We start from the raw sequence: 22,054 nt of genomic DNA on the forward strand, positions 1-22,054 counted from the left end.
TTGGGTAATCTAGGTGATTACCGTTATGGGCGCTCACCAGCTAACAAACGTTTTTCAATATCTGCAATGACACCTGGTAGGTCTGCAATGGTATCGATTAGGTAGTGTGGGTTTGATTTGTTTAGCTTAACGCTTGCTTTTTCACGTGCAGCTGCAAGTGTTGTCTCGTCTGCATCTAAATATTCTTGATACGTTAAGCCTGCTTCGTTCCCCGATAATACAAGTCCAACTGTCCACATGCCTGCGTTGTGACCCTCATCGATCCCCGGTGCTGCGTCGTCTACTTTTACACACGCAGCAACGCTAGTTACACCTAGATCGATTACGTTTTTCAGTGCCATAAATGGAGCAGGGCGACCACCTTGAGGTAAGTCATCGGTCGCTACCACGTTATCTGGTCGGTAACCGTAATCTGCAGCAGCAGGAATTAAAACATCCATCACTTCACGTGGGTAACCTGAACAAGACCCGATCTTCACGTTCTTCTCTTTTAGGTTATTGACCACTTCTATCGCATTCAAAATAGGTGCTGCGTGATCGGCTACTTTCGCTTTTTGAAGAGGCATGAATGCCGCGTAGATCGCGTCAACGTCTTCACTTGTCATGGAGCGTCCGAACTGAGCCTTCCAACGAGCGTCAACAGCTGGAATTCGACCCACTGCTTGGATGTGGTCCCATTTGCCGATCCCCATAGGTTCACGCGCTTCAGCTAAGTCGATGTCAAAGTCGAAACCTTGTTTGAATGCTTCAACGAAGATGCTAGTTGGAGCAAACGACCCAAAATCAACGATAGTGCCGGCCCAGTCAAAGATAACCGCTTGGATAGGTGATGTCGTGTTCATAATAGTGTCCTATTTTTGTGTCACTCCCAGTTCAAAGTTCTGGGAAACAAATGGTTGTTTAAGGTTATTGGTTTAAATGTTGATTTCGAGAATTAAAGGTATTCAAAATCTTTGCAGACTTTGGCTATCGCTTTTTCGAATACAGACAGAGCGACTTCTAGCTCGCTACGGCTGATGATCAATGGTGGGCTCAATTGAATCACGTTACCTTGTGAAACCTTAAAGCTCAGGCCATCGTTCAGACATTGGTAAAGTACTGCTTCTGCTTCATCGAACGCTCGGTTTTTGGTGATATGGTCAGTGACCAATTCCACTCCCCAAAGCAGACCGATGCCGCGAACGTCACCAATGACTGGGTATTTCTCTTTCATTTGAAGCAGTTGTTCACGCACGAATGCGCTGTCCGCTTGTACTTTTTCAAGTAGATTTTCTTGCTCAATCACTTCCATCGTAGCCAGTGCCGCTGCGCAGCCAATAGGACTTTTCTCGTGGGTGTAGTGACCAAGTGATACTTGCGCTGCCGTGTTGTATTTGTCTTTAGTGACCATGGCTGCAATTGGAACCAAGCCCCCGCCAAAACCTTTACCGATACAAAGAATGTCAGGTTCGATATCAAACGCTTGGTGTGTAAACCATTCGCCGCTACGACCCATGCCATTTGGGATGTCGTCAATGATCAATATGACGTTGTGTTTGTCACAGATCTCACGAATGCGCTTCCAATAAGCCTTACTTGGCACTTGAACGTCTGTGTTACGAACCGCTTCTGCAATGAAGGCTCCAATACCGCCTTCTTTTTCAATCACGTACTCTAGGTAATCCGCATAACGCACATCACATGTGGTCTCGTTCGCATCGCCGGAGTTTTGCCCGCGAAGCGATAAAGAGTCATTAAGCGGGAAAGCACCACGATAAGAGACCGCTGGTGGAATGCGCTCTACGCCAGCCATTAATGGCCCCATGCCTTCGCGGAAACACGCTTCGCCACCTACTGAAATTGCATCGAGTGACGCGCCATGGAATGAGTCCCACAAAGACACTACTTTGAAATTGTTGGTGACATGTCGAGCAAGTTTTAGCGCCATGCCGATCACTGATGTGCCACCGGGAGCAAACAACACGCGATTCAAATCACCACCGCAGATCTGTGTGAGTTTCTCAGCACACTGAACGGCCGTCTCATTGGTAAAGCGACGCGGTGAAAACGGCAATGACGCCATTTGCTGAGTCACTTTATTGATGATGTGTGGGTGACCATAACCTAGCTGGTGAACATTATTGCCGTGAAAGTCCATGTACTTCTTGCCCGTCGCATCTTGAATGTAGATGCCTTCGGCTGCTTCAAGTGTGTCTAGGCAAGGCGTTGACATGGCTTGATGAAGAAACACGTCAGCATCACGCTTTAACATTACTTGAGTCGCATCATCGTTTAGCGACTCGTTCCATTTTTCGCGTGCTGGCGTGGTGTTCACATCGCCTTCGCTTCGAAAGTGTGTCGCCTTTAGAACTGGCTCTGGATTGGTCGTCGTCATTATTTGATGTCCCAGTACATAGCGTTTTTCACTGCGCTAATGAGAGCTTCAATGTCTGACGGATACACTTCACCAATGTTACCGATTCGGAAGCAGTCTGCGTTTGAAACCTTGCCCGGGTAAATCACAAACCCTTGCTCTTTCAAACGGTCATAGAATTCCTTGAATTGGTAATCGCTATGAGTTGGAGAATAGAAAGAGGTGATGATAGGTGAATGAAGGTCATCATTAAGCAGTGGTTCAAAACCAAGAGAACGCATACCTGCAACCAATGTGGTTTGGTTGGTTTGGTAGCGATTATGACGAGCTTCGATGCCGCCTTCTTGTTCCAATTCAAGTAGAGCTTGGTAGAAAGCGCGCACTGTATGAGTCGGAGAGGTGAAGCGCCATTTACCATGGTTGCTTTCCATGCAGTGCCACTGGTCAAACAGGTCAAGGCTTAATGAGCGAGCTTGGCCTTTGCATTTTTCCAGTTCCGATTGCTTCGCAATAACAAAGCCGAATCCAGGTACACCTTGAATACACTTGTTTGCCGAGCTGATCATGTAATCAATACCTAAGTCAGCAATATCCATAGGGATGCCACCAAAGCTCGACATCGCATCAAGAATGACGGTTTTGTTGTGCTGTTTTGCCAATTTGGCAATCTCTTCGATTGGATTCAACATACCTGTAGTGGTCTCACAGTGCACAATCGCAACGTGAGTAATATCTGAATCCATAGCCAATGCCGTTTCCATTTTGTTCAAGTCAGGCTGTGATGTTTCACCTGGGGAAACGACATGGCATGGAATGTTTAAATATTCTGCGATTTGAGCAATACGAGCACCATACGCACCGTTATCGACCACAAGAAGCTTATCGCTGTTAGAGATAACGCTACCGATTGTTGCTTCAACTGAAGCAGTGCCGCTGCCTTGCATTAATACACTTGTATATCCCGCCTGCTTAGTCGCCAAAGTAACAAGCTTGCTACGAATCACTTCAACAACGTCTTTGTTGTATTCATCATCCCAAGTACACCAGTCTTTTAGCATCGCTTGGCGAACGGTTTCAGAAGTAGATAAAGGGCCCGGTGTAAGCAGTAAGTATTCGTTTCTCATGTTCAATTCTCGCGATTTGTATTTTGGACTATACCAATGTTTGCGATTACTTTAACAACCAATTTAAACGGTCGTAAATAGCCCAAACGTTATTTTCACAAAAGCTTCATATTCAAATTTGTCACTTTTGTTGAGAAATTTTCCGATCTTTAAATTGCCATTTTTTGTTCATTTAATCGTCATAAAAGCCAGTTAGCTTAATACTCGAAATCTGGTACATACCAATGCAAAGGTGTGTGTTAACAACCTAAATGAATTTATGGATATAGAAGCCTCTAGATGGAGCTTCTAGCCTTAACAACTTTAACCTTGGCAATTCCTAACCTTGTCATCGGGCCTGACTGGAGAAAATGATGAAAAACCGTTTTATGAAAGGATCACTTGCAGCTTTAGTTACTCTATTGGCTGGTAATGCTTATGCAGCACAGGAAGTGACGGTTTACACCGCTTTTGAAACTGACATTTTAGCGAAGTACAAAAACGCATTTGAAAGTGAAAACCCAGACATCAACATCAAGTGGGTACGTGATTCAACTGGGATCATGACGGCAAAATTATTGGCCGAAAAAAACAACCCGCGTGCAGAGGTAGTTTGGGGACTTGCTGGTTCTTCAATGGCACTGCTTAAAGAAGAGGGCATCCTGAAACCTTATATGCCTCAAGGTGTAGAAGCATTACGCGCTAACCTTAACGACCCACAGTCTACTCAAGCTTGGTACGGTAATGATGCATTCTTCAATGCAGTTTGTTTCAACGAAGTGGTGGCTAAGCAACTTAACTTACCTGCACCTAAATCTTGGGATGACCTAACGAAGCCTATCTATAAAGGCCACATTGCTATGCCAAACCCAGCATCTTCTGGTACGGGCTACATGCAGGTTTCGGCTTGGTTACAAAACATGGGTGAAGACCAAGGTTGGAACTACATGCAGAAGCTAGACCAAAATATTGCTCACTACACGCACTCAGGTTCTAAGCCATGTGTTCAAGCGGGCATGGGTGAAGTCGCTATCGGTATTTCTATGGCGAGCCGTGGCGCTAAGCTGAAAACTCAAGGCGCTCCACTTTCAGTGATTACACCTGAAGGCATCGGCTGGGAATCTGAAGCGGTAGGCCTTGTTAAGCCTTCTGATGCTGCGCAACGCGTGGTTGATTGGTCTATCTCTAAAGCAGCAAACGAGCTTTACATCGAAATGTACCCAGTTGTTGGTCACCAAGATGTGACGGCAACAATTGAAAACTTCCCTAACGTCGAAAAGAACATGGCAAAAATGGACTTTGCACGTATGGGCAGCGAGCGAGCAGACGTATTGAAAACATGGTCTGAGAAGTTTGACGCTAAATCAGAGCCAAAATCTTAATCTATCGAGCTACTCAGTTAATTAACTATTTAGCTATTTAACTGTTTAGTTCATTGGAAGTTAGAAATCAGTAAAGGAAGGCTTCGGTCTTCCTTTTTTAGTTTTACGCCTTTAGGTTTTAAGTAAGGTACAACAAATGACAAAGCACTACTCATATTGGTTCAAGCAAGCGTTGGAACAAGAGTTTGGCAACATCCATGCGGGGCTAGATTCGGCTAAGCCGCTCCAAAAAGACGTCAACTGTGATATCGCCATTGTTGGCGGTGGCTATACGGGTTTATGGACGGCGATTTTAATCAAACAACAGCAACCAGAAAAGCATGTTGTCGTGATTGAAAAAGGTCTATGTGGTAGCGGTGCTTCTGGTGCGAACGGCGGTTGCATGCTGACGTGGTCAACTAAGTATCCGACGCTGAAAAAGCTCTACGGAAAAGAACAAGCGAAATGGTTGGTTAAGGAATCGGAAAAGGTTATATACGAGATTGAAGCCTTCTGTAACGAACACAAGATTGACGCGCATCTATATCGAAGCGGTACTTACTACACGGCGACCAATGAAGCGCAAAAGGGTGGAATGGAGCCTGTTGTTAATGAGCTGGTTAAGCAGGGTATCAATAGCTGGAAGAAGTGCGACAATTCTTTGGCTGATAAAGCGGGATTTGAACGCCACATTGAGGGTTACTACTCAGAAGCTGCGGGTAGTGTGCAGCCAGCGTTATTGGCGAGAGGCTTACGCCGCGTTGCGATCGAATTGGGTGTCGAAATTCACGAAAACACAGAAATGACATCACTCGACTATGGCTCTCCCGCTCGAATTCAAACCAAAGGCGGGTCAGTATTTGCGGATAAAGTGATTTTGGCACTCAATGCGTGGATGCTCGATCACTTCAAAGAGTTCAAACGCAGCATTGTGGTTGTCTCTTCAGATATGGTGGTGACCAAGCCCATTCCGGAAAAGCTCAAGCAATTTGGCCCAGAGAAAGGGGCGGCGGTGGTAGATTCGCGTATCTTTGTCCACTACTACCGAGATACCCAGGACGGACGACTCATGTTGGGCAAAGGCGGCAATAAATTCTCGTTTGCGAATCAGGTTGAAAGCATGTTCAACCAAACGACTAACTACCTACCGATTCTCAATCAATCGTTCCAAAAATTGTTCCCTAAATTGGAACAAAGTGAATTCGATTACAACTGGTCTGGCGGCTCAGATCGTTCGGTCACCGGATTGCCATTTTTCGGTAATCTAAAAGGCCAAAGCAACATCTATTATGGGCTTGGTTACTCTGGAAATGGCGTTGCTCAAACCCGTATGGGCGGGAAGATTTTGTCAGCAATGGTACTCGATATCGACAATGCTTGGACGCGAAGCGGTTTAACTAAAGGCCCATTAGGACACTTCCCGCCAGAGCCATTCCGTTGGGTAGGTGCGATGATAGTGCGTGATGCGGTACGAAGAAAAGAGAACGCGGAAGATTCGGGTAGCACGCCATTGTGGCTAGATAAACAGTTATCCAAACTCGCAGGTGCGGCGGGCAAAGCCGACAAGGTTGAATCATAGATTAATCTAGCGTTTAAATTAGAAGTTTACATTGAGGCTCTCAGTGATTTATGGGCAAGTCACTGAGGGCTTTCAACGTTGAACTAACTTTCAATGTTGAACAAATAGCAATTTTTAATGCTTATTATATCTGCAATATAACTGTCATTTAGCTTCTATAAATTTGTCACTCAACTGCAATATTCTCAGTATAAATTTGGTATATACCATATAGAGAGTGCTGTAGTATGAGCAACCAAACTTATTTGAATATTGAAAACGTTGTAAAGCAATTTGGCCAATTTACAGCGTTAAAAGACATCTCCCTATCGATAGATAAAGGCGAGTTCGTCTGCTTCCTTGGCCCATCTGGCTGTGGAAAAACCACCTTATTACGTGCGATTGCAGGCCTAGACTTACCAACGTCAGGTTCTATTGAGCAGAACGGTAATGATACGACCTTCTTGCCACCAGAAAAGCGCGACTTTGGCATCGTGTTCCAATCTTACGCTTTGTTTCCAAATCTCACTGTGGAAGAAAACATTGCGATTGGTCTGAAAAACCAAGGCATGTCGACCAAAGAAGCCCTTGAGACGGTTGAGTCTTGGTTAGAGACCATTGGCTTACCAACGTCTGGTCAGAAATTTCCAAATCAGCTATCTGGTGGACAGCAGCAGCGTGTTGCTCTGGCTCGCGCATTAGCCTTGTCTCCAGGCTTGTTGCTACTCGATGAACCGCTTTCTGCGTTGGATGCGAAGGTAAGAACACACCTACGTGATGAGATCTGCCAACTGCAACGCAAATTGGGTATCACCACTATTATGGTGACGCACGACCAAGATGAAGCGTTAACGATGGCAGACCGTATTGTCGTGATGAATCATGGTGTTATCGAGCAGGTCGGTGCTCCTCAAGAGATCTACCAAAAACCTGTCAGTCGTTTTGTGGCTGAGTTTGTTGGTAGCATGAACTTCATTCAAGCTTCTGTCGCAGCGCAAGGCAAGATACGTATTGCTGAGTCGATGCTACCGTTGCCGCGTTTAGATAACCTCACTCCAAAACTTGGTGATGTTTTCGATATTGCCGTTCGTCCAGAGCAAATCCAGTTTGTGGATCGTTTTAGTGAATCCTTGCCAGTGAGAATCGTTTCAAGCGAATTCTTAGGGGCGTTTTATCGTGTTGAGTGTCAATTGCAACATGACTCAACGGCGAAAGAGATCATCGTTGATGTATCAGTCAAAGAGTTCAACCGATTGAAGCTGCGTCGCAGTGATATTCGTTACGTGGCGTTTGATCAAGATGGCCTTAGAGCTTACCCATCGAAAAGCCTGCAAGTGATGAAAGACGAGGCGGCGTAAATAATCATGGAATCGACTCAAATGATGCAATCTAAGCTGCTAATTCAACGACGAGTACAACCTTTTCTGGCTCGATTAAGTAAAGACAACGTAATCCTATTTGGGCTGTTGGCTTTTTTGTCTGTGTTCATGACGCTGTTTATCCTGATGCCACTGTGGGCAATGTTGAAAAAAAGCGTTCAGAATGCAGACGGAGAATTTGTAGGATTACAGAATTTCGCAACGTATTTTGCTTCTCAAAGCCTGTGGCAGTCGGTAGGTAATACGTTCACGCTTGGGTTGTTAGTGACCGTTGTCGTGGGGGTACTAGCGTTTGGTTATGCCTATGCTTTGACTCGTTCATGCATGCCTTTTAAGGGGCTTTTTCAAGTGCTAGGTTCAGCGCCAATTCTTGCTCCTTCATTGCTTCCTGCTATCAGTTTGATCTTCTTATTTGGTAATCAAGGTATCGCAAAAGAAGTCTTGGGTGGCAACTCGGTTTATGGCTTGATTGGTATCTCACTGGGCTTGATATTCTGGACGTTTCCACATGCCTTGATGATTCTGACCACTTCGTTAAGAACGTCTGACGCTCGTCTGTATGAGGCGGCACGTGCACTCAATACTTCATCGCTAAAAACCTTCTTCATGGTGACGTTACCAGCGGCAAAGTATGGTTTGATCAGTACTCTGATCGTTGTATTTACGCTGGTGGTTTGTGATTTTGGTGTGCCAAAAGTGATCGGTGGTAGCTACAACGTTCTGTCTACCGATATCTTTAAGCAGGTAGTAGGGCAACAGAATTTCTCTATGGGCGCGGTGACTAGCATCCTATTGCTATTGCCTGCGTTGCTTGCGTTTACCGTTGACCGCTGGGTTCAAAAGAAACAAAAGAGCTTGTTTGATACTCGCTCCGTCGCTTACCAACCAGAGCCAAACACTCTACGTGATGGCGTGTGTTTACTCTATTGCACCGTAATTTCAGTGGCTGTTGTTATCGTGCTAGGCATGGCGATATACGGATCTATGGTCACCTTCTGGCCTTGGAACAAAGCGCTGACGCTAAACAACTACAACTTCGCAGAAATGAGTACTTATGGTTGGGCGCCATTCTTCAACTCCTTAACGCTTGGTGCTTGGACTGCGGTTATTGGTACTGTTCTGATTTTCTTAGGTGCATACTGCATTGAGAAAGGTCGCGCCTTCGGTCCTGTTCGTCAAGCGATGCAAATGCTCAGCGTTGTTCCGATGGCCGTTCCGGGTATGGTGCTGGGTTTGGGTTATATCTTCTACTTCAATGATTTGAGTAATCCACTCAACTTCTTGTATGGCACGATGGCGTTCTTGGTGATTAATACAGTGGTTCACTACTACACAGTCGGTCACATGACGGCGCTGACTGCATTAAAACAACTACCTGATGAAATTGAAGCGACCGCAGCCTCGGTGAACTTACCGCAATACAAGCTGTTCTTTAAGGTGACGGTGCCTGTTTGTCTGCCTGCGATTTTAGATATTGCGACATACCTGTTTATTAATGCACTTACCACGACATCTGCGGTAGTATTCTTGTATTCTATCGATACGATACCTGCGTCAGTTTCAGTACTGAATATGGACGACGCGGGGCAAACGGGTGCAGCAGCTGCCATGGCGGTGATGATTATGATATCGGCAGCGAGCGCGAAGTTGATTCATATGTTAATCAATAAGTTATTCGAGAAGCGCACCCAAGCTTGGCGTAAACGCTAGCAAACCATTTTATATTGCAGTTGGCCAAGGAGTGGCTGACGACAAGAACAAGAATAAAAGGAAATGAAGTGCAGTACGTAAAAATCAAAGATGTCATCGTAGAGCAGATAGAGTCGGGGATGTTAACGCCGCGACAGAAACTGCCTGCTGAGCGTAAACTGGCTGAATCGTTCGATACCACACGTGTTACGTTACGCGAAGCCTTGTCTTCACTTGAAGCGGAAGGGCGCATTTATCGAGAAGACCGACGTGGTTGGTTTATCTCTCCCGAGCCGCTTCGTTACGATCCAACACAAACGCTGAACTTCACCAATATGGCTCTATCGCAGAATCGACAGCCGAAAACTGAGTTGGTGGCGGCGAAAGGAATGTTAGCAACCAAGGAGGCGACTCGGCTTCTTGAGTTACAACCTTTCTCGGACGTTTATCGAGTAGACAGAGTTCGTTATCTTGAAGATAGGCCGGTTGTGTATGTGACCAACTACATTCGACCAGAGTTGTTCCCTAACTTGCTTGATTATGACTTGTCTAAATCGTTGACGGACATCTACCGCGAACACTTTGGTGTGGTGTATCAGAAGATCCGTTACCGAGTGAGCACAACGTCTTTACTTGGCGAGACAGCGCAAGCCCTGCGTGCGACTTCTGGCTCACCTGCAATGGTTGTTGAGCGTGTTAACTACAATCAAAACGGCGATCTGATTGACTGTGATATTGAGTATTGGCGTCATGACGCGATCAGTATTGAGTCAATCGCGCAGCTAGAGCGCTAGTCATACGTTAGAACGTTAGCATATCTGCAATTATGCAGGATTGCCCAATTGAAAAGTTCAAAGGTCTCTTATTCGGAGGCCTTTTTATCACCTGTTGTCAGCCGTTGTGCTAATTCATCTATAATTTAGGAATGAAATGGAATTCTCTGCCATCGTCATCGTGACTATTTCGGCTTTGCTTCACGCGGGTTGGAACGTTCTAGGTAAATCGAATCAAGGATCGGGCTCGTCTTTCTTCTTAGCCTCTGGCTTTGCCGCTGCTGCGATATTGACTCCCTATTTGATTTGGTTCATTTACAGTGTCGGCTTTGTGGATATCACGCTTTTATTCTGGAAGCTACTTCTTTTAAGTGGTATTTGCCAAATCATCTATTTAATCGGCTTAGGTGTAGCCTACAAGCAGGCCGATATTGGGGTGATTTACCCGATGGCACGAGCGCTGCCCGTGTTGATGGTGGGTTTAGGCACGGTGTTGATAGGCTATGAGCTGTCACCTAATCAATGGTTTGGCTTCACCTTGATTACCTTGGGTTGTTTGTTTGTACCACTTAAGAAGTTTTCAGATCTTAGGTTAAAAGCGTATCTCAACCTTGGCGTACTGTGGGCGTTAATCGCGGCCATTGGTACCACGGGCTATTCCATCATTGATAAAGAAGCGCTTCTGTTACTCGATCCTTTGAGCACACCAGTTATAACTAACAAGCACACCGCGATTTTCTACCTAGGTATCCAGTTCTGGGCAATTGTGATTCCGTTGAGTGTTTGGTTATTCGTAACCAACCAAAGAATCGAGTTTACTAATGCTTGGATACTGCGAAAGAAAGCCACGCTTGCAGGCATTATGATGGCTTCGACCTATGGCTTAGTGCTGTTTGCGATGACCATGACTGAAAATGTCAGCTTGGTTGTTGCTCTTAGGCAAGTGAGTATCATTTTCGGCGTAGTGATGGGGATCTACTTTTTAAAGGAAAAGTGGCACGCGACTCGCGGTGTAGGCGTATCTCTAATTATTGCTGGCTTAGTTATCTCATTGACTTAAAAGATCGCCTGAGTGATTGGGGATTTGTGAATAGGTATCTCTATTAAGTTAAATGAAAAAACGCCCTTAGCGAAACAAACTTCGTTAAGGGCGTTTTCTCTTTATCTAGTAAGAAGCTGTAGGTAGTAAAGACTTACCCCGCTAAATCTTGAGCATCTTGCTGTTTCAACACTTTGTGGCCATCTTCAGTGACACCACGTTTCCAGTAGCTGCTGATGTAGATGTTCTCTTTCGCGACTTCTTTTTCGTTGCGGAAGTATTGTCTTAGCTCACGCATGCTTTCAAATTCACACGCTGTCCATATTGAAACCTGACCTTCTAACCATTCTGTGTTGCGCACGGTTTGTGAAAGTGACTCTGAGGTTTCATCTTCAATCAACCAGGTTACTTTGATACCTTGAGGAGTCTCAAGTACCTGCTTATCTGCTGCTGAGTTGATCTGAATGATAGCGTGACCAGTTGCTGTTTCTGGGAGCGTTTTTACTTTTGCAGAAAGCGCAGGTAGGGACGTCATGTCTGCAACTAAGAAGAACCAGTCTGACTCTAGGTTAAGCCCCTGAATTAAACCAGGACCAGCCACTGAAATAGTTTCACCCACTTTCGCGTTCATTGCCCACCTTGCAGCAAAGCCACACTGCAAATCTTTAGTGATGTGACGAACGAAATCGACTTCAATCCACTGCTCTACAGGATTGTACTGACGAATGGTGTAGGTACGCATGGTTGGGCGCTCACCTTCGTTTAGCTGGCTTAAATCAGTCGTGCCAAGTGGCGAGAATAAAAGCTTGATGTAGCCGCCGGCACATTCTGTTGGGTATTTACTTAATCCCTCACCGTTAAGCGTTATGCGCTGCATGTTTGGAGTAATTGTTGAGGTTTGAGTAACGGTTAATGTGATAGGGCTAGGCTTGCTCATATAAGGCTCTCTTAGATTTGGATTTCCACATCATAATCCTGAACTAAAAAACACTCAATACTAATAGTTATCATTTACTTTTATTTACACATGTACTACCTAACTTATACGACAGATCCTATTGAGAAACGGATCCTACAAAAAAGAGCCCTTTAGAAAACTAAAGGGCTCTTAGGATTGGTTTGACTCAGCGAACAGAGTTAGCTGTTTGCTTGCTCTAGTTCAATCGTTTCTTCAGCGGCTTTCGCAGCTTCTAGCATCTTACGAATAATGAACGATGCTGCCATTGCGATACCTACCATCACGACGGCAAGAACAGTCAGCATTTGGAAGTAATCACCGTAAACCGTTTGCACGATCTCTTGTGTGATCTCTTGACCTTTCTCTAGTGCAATAGACGTTGAGAATACCGCGCCAACAATGCCTGATAGTGCGATAGCAACAGAGAACAAGCTTACTGAGAAGTTTTCAATGTGCTTAGGTGCAACAGACAGGATGAAGGCTACAACCATTGAACCTACAATCACTTCACCGAATGCTAGGAAGAAGTGAATCGCTAGGAAGACTTCTGGGCGGATCAGAACATCGTCACCAACTGTCGTTACTGCCATCGTAAGGATACCGAAAGCGATAGCCGTAAGGATGAAAGAGAAACCGACTTTGGTTGCAGTTGAGAAGTTAATGTTTTTCTTTTCTAGGCTAGAGAAGATACCCGCGATGATAGGACCAGCAACCATACACCATAGTGGGTTCATTGCCATTGAAGCTTCAGGTGCAACAGGGATAAAACCAAATAGATCGCCACGCATTGTGTTGATCGCTACCATTGTCATCGAAGTCATCATCTGACCGTAGTACACGAAGAAACATGTCGTCAGGAATGTGATGATTAAAATAGTGCCCATTTTCAGCATGTCTGATTTCTTCGATTTCAACATCAAAGAAACAAAGTAGACGATTGCTGCACCGCCAATTGCGTATACGATGTTTTGGCCAATATCCATGTTCGAGAACATGAAGAATACCAAGCCAATCATAGCGGCAGAAAGACCAAGGAACGCTGCCCAGTTTTTAGTGCTTACTGGTTTTTGGTCGATTTCAGCACTTGCTTCAACAAGGCCTTTGCGAACAAAGATCATCATCAGAAGCGCAGCACCGGCTAGAACCGCTGAAAGAAGGAAACCACCGTGGAAACCAACAACAAGTACTAGCATTGGGAACAGGTATTGGCCTAACAGAGCACCAATATTGTTTACTGAGTAGTTGATTGGGTAGCAGTTCTCAAAATCTTCTTGAGTTTTGAACGTGCGTTTGTAAAGACTTGGGTAAGAAGGGGACATCAAACCACGTGCATAACTTGCTAACGCAATACCACATAATGCCATCGGAACATTGGTTGCTGCTGCACCAAGTACCAGTAGAACGTAACCACTTGCGAACCCTAGGAAGGCAATGGTTAAAGATCGGTAAGCGCCTAAAAACTTGTCGGCGATAAAGCCACCTGCGATAGCAAATAGCGGTCCGATTGCAGAGAAAGCACCAACAACCATCATGGTGTCGGCTTCATTGTAGTTCAGATCTTCAAGGAAGAAACGAGTCAAGATCACCATGACGCCATAGAACGAAAGTCCGAACATCATTTGGCAGAACATCATTGATTTGTTTAATCTATTCCACATTATTTTATTCTCACGTTTGTATTAATATGTAGTGTAATTACCCGATTATAATATCATTAGTAGTAATACATAAACTGAAACATCTGTCCCAAACAGAACTATACTCGATATATCTTTTCTTATGAGTGCATTCATATTTCTCATGAATGAGATTTGCAACGTTAGATTTTGCAAGTGGATGCATGGCGGAATGAAATTTAGCCATCATCATTTGTGGCTAAGTAATGAACTAATAAAGGGAAAGTTAGTGGTAGTCATTCTGTAAGTTATTTTGAGTGAGTATCACTTTCAATTAGCTGTTGGGCTTTAGCCAATAAAAAAGCCAGCTTGGTGGCTGGCTTTGTTGAGATATTGAAAACTAAGTTTACAAGAATGCTGTCTCTATAGAGGCTTTCTCCACTCGTGTTCCTGTCTTTTATTCACAAGGTGGTGCCATGTGGATCACGGCTAGGCCGCCTAGAGAAGTTTCACGGTACTTCTTGTTCATGTCTTTACCTGTTTGATACATGGTCTCGATAACCTTGTCTAACGAGATAAGACACTTGCTGGTACGTTTCAACGCCATGCGCGATGCATTGATGGCTTTCATTGCACCCATTGCGTTACGTTCGATACATGGCACCTGAACAAGGCCACCGATCGGATCGCATGTCATGCCCAGTGAGTGTTCCATCGCGATCTCAGCGGCAATACAAATCTGTTCGTTGCTACCACCACGTAGGGCAGTTAGGCCTGCTGCGGCCATTGATGAAGAAACGCCGACTTCACCCTGACAACCTACCTCTGCGCCAGAAATCGAAGCGTTGGTTTTGTATAAGATGCCGATTGCGCCAGAGACTGCCAAGAAGTCTTTAAGCTGCTTGGTGTCTAGCTCCTTGATGAAACGATGGTAGTACATCAATACCGCAGGAATAACCCCAGCCGCACCGTTGGTCGGTGATGTCACGACCTGACCGCCCGCTGCATTCTCTTCACTCACGGCAAAGGCAAATAGGTTAATCCAATCCATGATCTCCATTGGATCGTTTTCAATCGAGGCATTCGCTTCAAGCTTTTTAAGCAGAGCAGGTGCTCGACGAGTGACTTCTAGGCCGCCATCAAGGATGCCTTCCGTGTCAAAGCCACGCTGCATACACAGAGACATCACCTTCCAAATTTGGTCGGCTTTCTGGTCAATCACATCCATACCTTGGAATGAAACTTCGTTACATAGAATTAAGCCACCAAGGCTCAGTCCTTGTTGTTCGGATAGTTCAAGCAACTGATCAGCAGAAGAGAAAGGGAACTCAACTTGAGTTTCTGCTTCCTGTTTGCCGTTTTGTAGCTCATCAGCGGTTGCGATAAAGCCACCACCAATCGAGTAGTAGGTTTCCATATCCAGAAGGCTGCCGCTTTCGTCAAAGGCAGAGATAGTCATGCCATTTTCATGCAACGGAAGGTTAGTTTTGTGGAAGAGCAGATCGCTTTCTACATCGAAATAAATTTCATGGTTACCGCTAACCAATAGAGATTTATCTTCAATCGCCTTACGCATTGCTTGGTTAGCACTGGTGATTTTAATGGTGTCGGGGCGGTTACCTAGCAAACCTAACAAGGTCGCTCTGTCTGTGTGGTGACCAATACCCGTCAATGATAACGAGCCGTATAAGTCGATTTGAATACGCTTCACTTGCTTAAGCTGAGCATCAATTTTTTGGGTAAAGTTAAACCCAGCGATCATTGGTCCATTTGTGTGGGAGCTGGATGGTCCAACCCCAATTTTGTAGATATCAAAAATAGACAGCATAGTAACTTCCTGTGAAGACGGTTCGATGGATGAACTCTGTGTAAAATTTGTATTTGGTTAGTTGCACTTCTTTGAGTGAACCTGTTCTGTGGGTGAAACAGTTATGCGATAGAGCGTATTCATTGATTGAAAGGGCTCTTTTATCGACTAGTGCTAACAAGCATAGAGCGATGAAATACAAGAGCGTGCTATGTTTGCTGTAAAGCGACACGTTTATTCTTGTATTACCTAAGATGTCGCTATCAATAGTGAGCATTATTGCGAGCAACATATAAGAATTTCAAAATACTTTTGTTAACAAGTATTGTATACATAATTCACTCCATCTAATCCCCAAAACGAGACTTGAACATAAAATGAGCATTAATCACCTCCTTATTGTGCTGGGTAAGCGACTTAATGAGAATAAATTGACTGATGAAGGAATCAGTCGAGTTGATGCTCTGGTTGAATATCTTGCTGAGCTTTTGGTAGAAGAGTCGAATCAGCAAACTGCGGTTGCATTTTGTGGTGGAGTGACAAAGGGCCAGACAATCTCCGAAGCTGATGCAATGCACGCGTATTTTCGAAATCTGGAAAGTCAATGTGAAGTTCCGTTTATGCTGAGTGCAGTTTTACTAGAACAGCTTTCGACAAATACAGTAGAGAATATTCAAAACCTAGCTTCGGAAATGATTGACAGTGGATTGTTTACTCGTGGGCAGAGTGTACGGGTAACATTCATTTCTAATGACTATCACTTGCAACGTATTTTTGACATCCAGATGTTGATGGACGAGCAAGGTTTGCTTAAGGTTCTAGTCGAGAAGTGTTCTGCACTTGGGGTAGAGCTGCAAATAGATCGTCAGCTAGAGGCTCATGTTGCGGTGCCATATCCTCATCAAAGTACTCAAGGGCAATTGTTTCTATTGATGGATGTACTGACGACCTACCGAGTCTATCTTGAAGGTGTCTCTGCGGGCGCATTTGAGAGAGACTTGGAGTCCGTAAGGCGTGAGCCTGAAAGGTTGTCCTTGGAAGCACTGATAGCCGCAAAGGAACTCGTTGGGCGTTCATCTCACTTTGAAATTGTGGACAGTTTACTCCCAATATTGGAGCGCTGTATCCAGCAAACTCCTGTCGATACTGACATAAAAAAAGTCAGGGAATATCTAGCACTGCTAGATACTAACCTGACTTTATTGAACCGTTATTTAGATCCGGAATCGGATCTCACACATCGCTGGTGGCGATAGGTGATTATTTCTTTCTCGTGATGCCAATAACGGCCTTTAAACTCGCAAAGGCAATCAGACAGTAAGCTCGAAGCTTTGTGCCTTCTTCTGCTCACGCGAACGTAATCACCGCCCGTCACATTGGCCAAAAGGCTCATGTGTTGTATTACAGTGATTAACTTTGGGTTTCTGAATCTTGCTCGTGGTGGTTGCGGTAGTATTCCCACTGCTCAATGCGTTCACCGTCTTCGAATACACAGTAAGTTGTACGTTGATCGTTTTCAGTGACAGTATCTAACTCACCATTCTGTTGAACACAGTAAACCGCAGCAGGGTTAGCCACTGATACACGTTGGCCTTCGCTATATTCTGCATAATCGTTCGCACAACCGCCCAATACAACGGCAAATACAGCCATCAAACCAATTTTCTTCATGTTCATCTCCTACGTGATAAATCTAAAAGTGAATACGTTAAGTTCTACAGAACCAGTTTAGAAGCTCTATGAAATGAGTATATTTTAGATTTCAGAAAAGGTTGTCCTAATTTGGTCAAGATATTGAAATAGGTTGATATTTCTTTATGTTTAATAACTTTTTGAGTGCTTGATCAAGCTAACTTGAGTGAAGTGACTATTGAGCTACTTTCGGCTGGTTAGTGGTGTACGCTGGTTATTGCGAATCGAGAGCCATGAATTCACCAAGGCAACATGGAGAAAGCAGGTGTACTTGTGTGGGGATGTGAGCCTCGAATCTATTGATGATTATGATATGATGCCGCCAAATTCAGTAAAGCAGTCAGAATCATGAGACACCTAAAAACAACCATCCATCCTGATATCGATCATCTAGACAATAAAACGGTCTATAAGCGCAACGCTGCCCGTGCCATTGTGTTAGATGGCGAAGACATTCTGATGCTTTATACAGAGCGTTATCACGACTACACCATCCCTGGTGGTGGCTTGGACGAAGGTGAAGATGTCATTGCTGGTATGGTTCGTGAATTGGAAGAAGAGACTGGCGCTAAGAATATCCATAGCATCAAGCCGTTCGGCATTTTTGAAGAATTTCGTCCTTGGTACAAAGATGATGCGGACATAGTGCACATGATTTCTTACTGCTACTCATGCAAGATCGATAGTGAGCTTGGTGAAACGGCTTACGAAGATTATGAAGTGAAAAACGGGATGAAACCGGTTTGGATGAATATCCATGAAGCGATCGCTCACAACGAGAAGACCATGGCCGAGAGCCCTAAAAAGGGTATGAGTATTGAACGTGAAACCTTTTTGCTGCATTTGATTGCCAAAGAGATGCTTTAGCCTTTATCAATACAAGCCTGTTAAGCTTTTTACTTGCCGCCACTTTTGGCGGCAAACTTGTTTCTAGCGATGCTAAAATGTAATAGCGAAAACTAATTATTAAATATGGTTGATATTGTCAACTATGTGTTTTTGATGTACCTTTACCTCAGCGATGAACCTATCTAGCTTAACTGCCCGGTTATATCGTTAAATCTCGCTGTGAGCCTGCCCTAAACAAAGAATACTATGAATAAAAGACAGTTTATTGCCCATTATCTGCGCATGAATCGCACCTCGTACTTATTGGCGATTGTGTTCATCTTTCTCGTCAACTGGTTACAAGTAGAGATCCCTCGTTATATCCAATTGGCGATAGATTTGATTGATGATGCCTCTTCAACTGGCCACCAACAGCTTCAAACCTATGTTTGGATTGTGGTCGGGATGTCGGTTGCCATGGTGGTGGTGAGAATTCTGTCTCGTATCTATGCGCTTAATCCGGGGCGAATTACAGAGGCCGCACTTAAAAGTACACTTCTACAAAAGTTGAATCGCTTACCGAGCAGCTTTCACGAACGCTTTGCTTCGGGTCGACTGATCTCGATTATCAACAATGACCTTAGTGGCATTCGACTGCTGTTTGGTGTCGGCTTCTTGCAGTTCTTCAATGCCTTGCTTGCGTTGTCGTTGACGCCTCTTTACATGTGGCGCATATCGCCAGAACTCACACTGTATTCGATCATTCCTATTTCAATCGCTTTTGTGATTTTCCGTGTGGGCTTCAAGCGTATGAAAACGCTGCATTTAGAGCACATGAAGCGTCTACAAAACCTGTCTGCTCAACTAATGAGTTACCTGTCTGGGATTGACTTGATTAAGAGCCAGCAGATGTCACCTTGGGTGAAAGCTGAAACTGAAAAACTGAACCAGTTATTGCTTGAATGCCGCCTTAAAATTACACGCATTCAAGTCTTCTTTATGCCGGTACTCGACTACGCCAATGACCTGATGAAAATCATCATTCTTGGGCTTGGTGGCTACATGTTAATGAGACAGGAACTCACACTTGGTGAGATTACCGCCTTTCTGACTTACTCAGTTTTGCTCGCTATGCCATTGATGCAACTTGGCAGAATCGCGACCATTTATCAGCGAGGCATGGTCGGTATCCAAAGTGCACAAACCATTCTTAATGCCAAAGTCCCAGAGCTAGATGAAGATAAGCTTACTGAATTAGATGTTGAATCGCTGAAGGGAAAAACGTTTTCCGTTCGCAATCTCAGCTTCAGCTATTCAGGTGAAGAACGCGTGATTCTCGATGACATCAGCTTTGATATTCCAACAGGTAAGAAAGTGGGTGTGTTAGGCGGGATCGGATCGGGTAAAACGACATTAGTGAACTGCTTAAACCACCACTTGGATGTACCACAAGGTTCTGTTTTCCTTGGTGAAAGAGATGTCACTAGCTTCTCACGCAGTGACTTACGCCGTTACGTGAAAACCGTGACTCAAGACCCTTACCTGTTTTCAGCAACCGTCGAAGACAATATCCGCTTTGGTAGCCTAGATACCGATTTGGCAAAGAGTCAGGTTGATGAAGTGCTAGAGCTCAGCCAGTTGGCTAGTGATGTGACACGTTTTGAACACGGCGATCAAACCTTAGTCGGTGAGAAAGGGATCATGTTGTCAGGTGGTCAGAAGCAGCGCTTAAGTATTGCGCGTGCTTTATTGCAACCCACCGACCTGATCATCATGGATAACGTTCTATCGGCTGTCGACTATGAAACAGAACGTAAGATCTTGGAAGGTTTGTTTAAACGTTTGGAAAATCAATCGGTTCTTGTGGTTTCACACCGCGTTAATGCCCTTGAATATATGGATGAAGTCATCGTGTTGAACGAAGGTAAAGTGATCGCGAAGGGCGACCACGCCACGTTATTGAAAACCTGTGATTACTATTACGATACATGGCAACTACAGCAGAATGAAACGGAGGCAGCAGCATGCTAAAACGTGTTGATCTCAAGTACCTCAAGCACTTTTTTAAGTTTGCTAAGAAATACAAAGGCTCTGCGATTCTGGGCATCGCTATGCTTCCTCTTTCTGTCATCACGAGCTTGTTGTTCCCTTGGCTGATCATTCAAGTGATCGATGTTCACCTGAGTCACGGGGATATGGATGGTCTGCTCGAATACGTCTTCTATCTCGTTGCCGTGCTGGTGGCGAGTTATGTGGTGGATACCACCTATTCGTACAATCTGCGTAAAACTGGTCAATACACGATAACTGACATGCGCTCAGTATTGTTTGCTCGCGTGCTCAAACTACCGCGCAGCTATTTTGATAACACACCGATTGGGGTAACGCTTTCACGATTAACCAGTGACTTGGAAACCATCGGCGAGACGTTTGTTCAGTCGGTTGTAGGGCTAGTTAAAGACAGCATCAATACCATTGCTCTGTTGGTGATGATGTTCTTCATTGATTGGCAGTTAACGATGATTGTATTGATCATTATGCCGCCAGTGATGTATTTGACGGTGTATGTGAGAAACCGACTTCGTGCTCTCTATAAGGTGACTCGTTCTTCTCTCGCTCGCGGTATTGGCTTTTTACAAGAAGTCTTATTTGGCATGAAAACCGTTCAGATGTACCGAGCGGAAGAGCAAGTCGAGCAACGCTACCAAGGCTATACCGATGAGTTTTTAAGAGCGCAGAAGAAGATCAATAAATACGATGCGATTTTGTTCTCGTTTATCTCTGGCATCACCTCCATCACTATCGCGATTATGATCTGGTATGGCTCTGAGCAAGTGTTAGAAGGGGCGCTCACCTTGGGTGTGCTGATTGCGTTCATCAACACCTTAGAGAAAGTGTTTGTTCCGATTCGTGACTTTACTTCGCAGATCGCTTCGATTCAGAGTTCATTTGCAGCGTTTGACCATATTGAAGAGCTGTTTGTTGAGCCGACTGAAGAAGAAGGGCGCAACCTGTTGTCATCTAACAAGGTTGAGAAGCAGCTTGAACAGTTTGTGAGCCTAGAGTTTAAGAACGTAAGCTTCCGCTACAAAGACGACTCTCCCTACGTTCTAAAGAATGTCTCGTTTGTATTGGAGAAAGGGCATCAAATCGCGCTTGTGGGTTCGACGGGCTCGGGCAAGTCGACGATTCTGCGTCTGATCTCTAAAGCCTACCAAGATTATGAAGGCAGCATTTTGTTGAATGGAATAGAGCTGTCACAGATCTCAAGTGAAGACTCTGCTCATTTGTTCTCAATGATGATGCAAGACGTGCACTTATTTGAAGAGACCATCCAATTCAATATCGCGCTGGGCAAAACGCATCTATCTAGAACTGAGGTTGAACAGGCGGCGCGCTATGTTTATGCCGATAAGTTTATTGAACAATTGCCACAAGGTTATGACTTCCACTTGGAAAAGAACGGCTCTAACTTGTCTGTAGGGCAAACGCAGCTTATCTCGTTCGCTCGAGCGGTTGCACAGGGTGGTCAATTGATGATGCTTGATGAGGCGACCAGTTCGGTAGATTCAATCACTGAAGACCTGATTCAAAAAGCAATGCAGCGCCTTTTCAAGGAAAAAACCGTGATTGCGATTGCACACCGTTTGAGTACCGTTCGTCACTCAGATACGATTTTGGTGTTGGAAAAGGGTGAAATTGTTGAGCAAGGTAATCATCAACAGCTGGTGGCACACAATGGTATTTATGCTGGCTTGTTACAAGAATCGATTGTAGAAACGGGCGATTCTCAAGTAACGGTTGCCTGATCACCTCAAATCAGGTTTACCGTTATCGATACTATGAATTGGTGTTGCTTATGTTTCACCAATTTCTATTCTTTTCTAGTATTCCCAGT

The 22,054-nt window shown here is 44.6% G+C and carries 17 protein-coding genes; 10 read left to right on the forward strand and 7 right to left on the reverse strand.

From position 1 onward, the window contains the following. Nucleotides 1-23: 23 nt before the first annotated feature. From phnX to phnW, 3 genes are all read right to left on the reverse strand, one after another. Complete coding sequence (gene phnX, locus BCU07_RS16900) at nucleotides 24-842, reverse strand: phosphonoacetaldehyde hydrolase (protein WP_050649212.1); 819 nt, start codon at nucleotides 840-842, stop codon at nucleotides 24-26. A 92-nt stretch (nucleotides 843-934) separates the two neighbouring features. Beyond that, on the reverse strand, nucleotides 935-2,374 hold the full coding sequence (locus BCU07_RS16905; RefSeq protein WP_102428796.1) for an aspartate aminotransferase family protein: 1,440 nt from the start codon (nucleotides 2,372-2,374) through the stop codon (nucleotides 935-937). Further along, entirely contained in the window at nucleotides 2,374-3,477 is a 1,104-nt protein-coding gene (gene phnW, locus BCU07_RS16910; RefSeq protein WP_102428797.1) for a 2-aminoethylphosphonate--pyruvate transaminase, read from the reverse strand. Before phnW ends, BCU07_RS16905 begins: the two co-directional genes overlap by 1 nt. A 350-nt stretch (nucleotides 3,478-3,827) precedes the next feature. Here phnW and BCU07_RS16915 point away from each other — a divergent pair, with 350 nt between their 5' ends. The 6 genes from BCU07_RS16915 to BCU07_RS16940 all read left to right on the forward strand — a co-directional run bounded on the left by BCU07_RS16915 (nucleotide 3,828) and on the right by BCU07_RS16940 (nucleotide 11,276). Beyond that, on the forward strand, nucleotides 3,828-4,838 hold the full coding sequence (locus tag BCU07_RS16915) for a putative 2-aminoethylphosphonate ABC transporter substrate-binding protein (RefSeq protein WP_102428798.1): 1,011 nt from the start codon (nucleotides 3,828-3,830) through the stop codon (nucleotides 4,836-4,838). Nucleotides 4,839-4,974: 136 nt separating this feature from the next. Next, entirely contained in the window at nucleotides 4,975-6,396 is a 1,422-nt protein-coding gene (locus BCU07_RS16920; RefSeq protein ID WP_102428799.1) for an FAD-dependent oxidoreductase, read from the forward strand. 227 nt (nucleotides 6,397-6,623) lie between these two features. Next, the gene (locus BCU07_RS16925; RefSeq protein WP_102428800.1) at nucleotides 6,624-7,733 is read left to right on the forward strand and encodes a putative 2-aminoethylphosphonate ABC transporter ATP-binding protein; all 1,110 of its coding nucleotides are present in this window, start codon (nucleotides 6,624-6,626) and stop codon (nucleotides 7,731-7,733) included. Nucleotides 7,734-7,754: 21 nt separating this feature from the next. Further along, nucleotides 7,755-9,464: a putative 2-aminoethylphosphonate ABC transporter permease subunit gene (locus tag BCU07_RS16930; RefSeq protein WP_372123056.1), complete on the forward strand. Its 1,710-nt coding sequence runs from the start codon at nucleotides 7,755-7,757 to the stop codon at nucleotides 9,462-9,464. A gap of 68 nt (nucleotides 9,465-9,532) precedes the next feature. After that, nucleotides 9,533-10,237, forward strand: a complete 705-nt coding sequence (gene phnR, locus BCU07_RS16935; RefSeq protein ID WP_029235340.1) for a phosphonate utilization transcriptional regulator PhnR — start codon at nucleotides 9,533-9,535, stop codon at nucleotides 10,235-10,237. A 136-nt stretch (nucleotides 10,238-10,373) separates the two neighbouring features. Beyond that, a complete protein-coding gene (locus tag BCU07_RS16940) occupies nucleotides 10,374-11,276 on the forward strand; it encodes a multidrug transporter (protein WP_017059509.1) in 903 nt (300 codons plus the stop codon). 133 nt (nucleotides 11,277-11,409) lie between these two features. Here BCU07_RS16940 and BCU07_RS16945 read toward each other — a convergent pair whose 3' ends face one another. The 3 genes from BCU07_RS16945 to BCU07_RS16955 form a co-directional block, all read right to left on the reverse strand. Beyond that, on the reverse strand, nucleotides 11,410-12,192 hold the full coding sequence (locus BCU07_RS16945) for a siderophore-interacting protein (protein WP_102428802.1): 783 nt from the start codon (nucleotides 12,190-12,192) through the stop codon (nucleotides 11,410-11,412). Between the two features lie 200 nt (nucleotides 12,193-12,392). After that, nucleotides 12,393-13,871 carry an MFS transporter gene (locus BCU07_RS16950; protein WP_069601584.1) on the reverse strand — a complete coding sequence of 493 codons (1,479 nt, stop codon included), beginning with the start codon at nucleotides 13,869-13,871 and terminating at the stop codon, nucleotides 12,393-12,395. A 415-nt stretch (nucleotides 13,872-14,286) separates the two neighbouring features. Continuing rightward, nucleotides 14,287-15,657, reverse strand: coding sequence for an L-serine ammonia-lyase (locus BCU07_RS16955; RefSeq protein WP_102428803.1), 1,371 nt, complete (start codon nucleotides 15,655-15,657; stop codon nucleotides 14,287-14,289). Nucleotides 15,658-16,013: 356 nt separating this feature from the next. Between BCU07_RS16955 and BCU07_RS16960 the strand changes: the two genes are divergently transcribed. Beyond that, nucleotides 16,014-16,892, forward strand: coding sequence for a YdcF family protein (locus BCU07_RS16960; RefSeq protein ID WP_102428804.1), 879 nt, complete (start codon nucleotides 16,014-16,016; stop codon nucleotides 16,890-16,892). Nucleotides 16,893-17,046: 154 nt separating this feature from the next. Here BCU07_RS16960 and BCU07_RS16965 read toward each other — a convergent pair whose 3' ends face one another. Then, nucleotides 17,047-17,307 carry a DUF333 domain-containing protein gene (locus BCU07_RS16965; RefSeq protein WP_016769158.1) on the reverse strand — a complete coding sequence of 87 codons (261 nt, stop codon included), beginning with the start codon at nucleotides 17,305-17,307 and terminating at the stop codon, nucleotides 17,047-17,049. A gap of 369 nt (nucleotides 17,308-17,676) precedes the next feature. On the opposite strand from BCU07_RS16965, the gene BCU07_RS16970 reads away from it, so the two are divergent. From BCU07_RS16970 to BCU07_RS16980, 3 genes are all read left to right on the forward strand, one after another. Then, complete coding sequence (locus tag BCU07_RS16970) at nucleotides 17,677-18,195, forward strand: NUDIX hydrolase (protein ID WP_010428812.1); 519 nt, start codon at nucleotides 17,677-17,679, stop codon at nucleotides 18,193-18,195. A gap of 228 nt (nucleotides 18,196-18,423) precedes the next feature. Next, entirely contained in the window at nucleotides 18,424-20,187 is a 1,764-nt protein-coding gene (locus BCU07_RS16975; RefSeq protein ID WP_102428805.1) for an ABC transporter ATP-binding protein, read from the forward strand. Then, nucleotides 20,181-21,965, forward strand: a complete 1,785-nt coding sequence (locus BCU07_RS16980; protein ID WP_017059524.1) for an ABC transporter ATP-binding protein — start codon at nucleotides 20,181-20,183, stop codon at nucleotides 21,963-21,965. The genes BCU07_RS16975 and BCU07_RS16980 overlap by 7 nt, the downstream gene beginning before the upstream one ends. Nucleotides 21,966-22,054 lie beyond the last annotated feature (89 nt).

The organism is Vibrio sp. 10N.261.54.E10 (genome assembly GCF_002877735.2).
Lineage (GTDB): Bacteria > Pseudomonadota > Gammaproteobacteria > Enterobacterales > Vibrionaceae > Vibrio > Vibrio crassostreae_C.

What these genes read in the sequence shown, in the direction of transcription:
- BCU07_RS16920 (WP_102428799.1), top strand. Translation starts at nt 4,975, where the DNA reads ATGACAAAGCACTACTCATATTGGTTCAAGCAAGCGTTGGAACAAGAG.
- BCU07_RS16965 (WP_016769158.1), bottom strand. Translation starts at nt 17,307, where the DNA reads ATGAAGAAAATTGGTTTGATGGCTGTATTTGCCGTTGTATTGGGCGGT.
- BCU07_RS16980 (WP_017059524.1), top strand. Translation starts at nt 20,181, where the DNA reads ATGCTAAAACGTGTTGATCTCAAGTACCTCAAGCACTTTTTTAAGTTT.
- BCU07_RS16970 (WP_010428812.1), top strand. Translation starts at nt 17,677, where the DNA reads ATGAGACACCTAAAAACAACCATCCATCCTGATATCGATCATCTAGAC.
- BCU07_RS16960 (WP_102428804.1), top strand. Translation starts at nt 16,014, where the DNA reads ATGAGCATTAATCACCTCCTTATTGTGCTGGGTAAGCGACTTAATGAG.
- BCU07_RS16975 (WP_102428805.1), top strand. Translation starts at nt 18,424, where the DNA reads ATGAATAAAAGACAGTTTATTGCCCATTATCTGCGCATGAATCGCACC.
- phnW (WP_102428797.1), bottom strand. Translation starts at nt 3,477, where the DNA reads ATGAGAAACGAATACTTACTGCTTACACCGGGCCCTTTATCTACTTCT.
- BCU07_RS16930 (WP_372123056.1), top strand. Translation starts at nt 7,755, where the DNA reads ATGATGCAATCTAAGCTGCTAATTCAACGACGAGTACAACCTTTTCTG.
- BCU07_RS16950 (WP_069601584.1), bottom strand. Translation starts at nt 13,871, where the DNA reads ATGTGGAATAGATTAAACAAATCAATGATGTTCTGCCAAATGATGTTC.
- BCU07_RS16925 (WP_102428800.1), top strand. Translation starts at nt 6,624, where the DNA reads ATGAGCAACCAAACTTATTTGAATATTGAAAACGTTGTAAAGCAATTT.
- BCU07_RS16915 (WP_102428798.1), top strand. Translation starts at nt 3,828, where the DNA reads ATGATGAAAAACCGTTTTATGAAAGGATCACTTGCAGCTTTAGTTACT.
- BCU07_RS16945 (WP_102428802.1), bottom strand. Translation starts at nt 12,192, where the DNA reads ATGAGCAAGCCTAGCCCTATCACATTAACCGTTACTCAAACCTCAACA.
- BCU07_RS16955 (WP_102428803.1), bottom strand. Translation starts at nt 15,657, where the DNA reads ATGCTGTCTATTTTTGATATCTACAAAATTGGGGTTGGACCATCCAGC.
- BCU07_RS16940 (WP_017059509.1), top strand. Translation starts at nt 10,374, where the DNA reads ATGGAATTCTCTGCCATCGTCATCGTGACTATTTCGGCTTTGCTTCAC.
- BCU07_RS16905 (WP_102428796.1), bottom strand. Translation starts at nt 2,374, where the DNA reads ATGACGACGACCAATCCAGAGCCAGTTCTAAAGGCGACACACTTTCGA.
- phnX (WP_050649212.1), bottom strand. Translation starts at nt 842, where the DNA reads ATGAACACGACATCACCTATCCAAGCGGTTATCTTTGACTGGGCCGGC.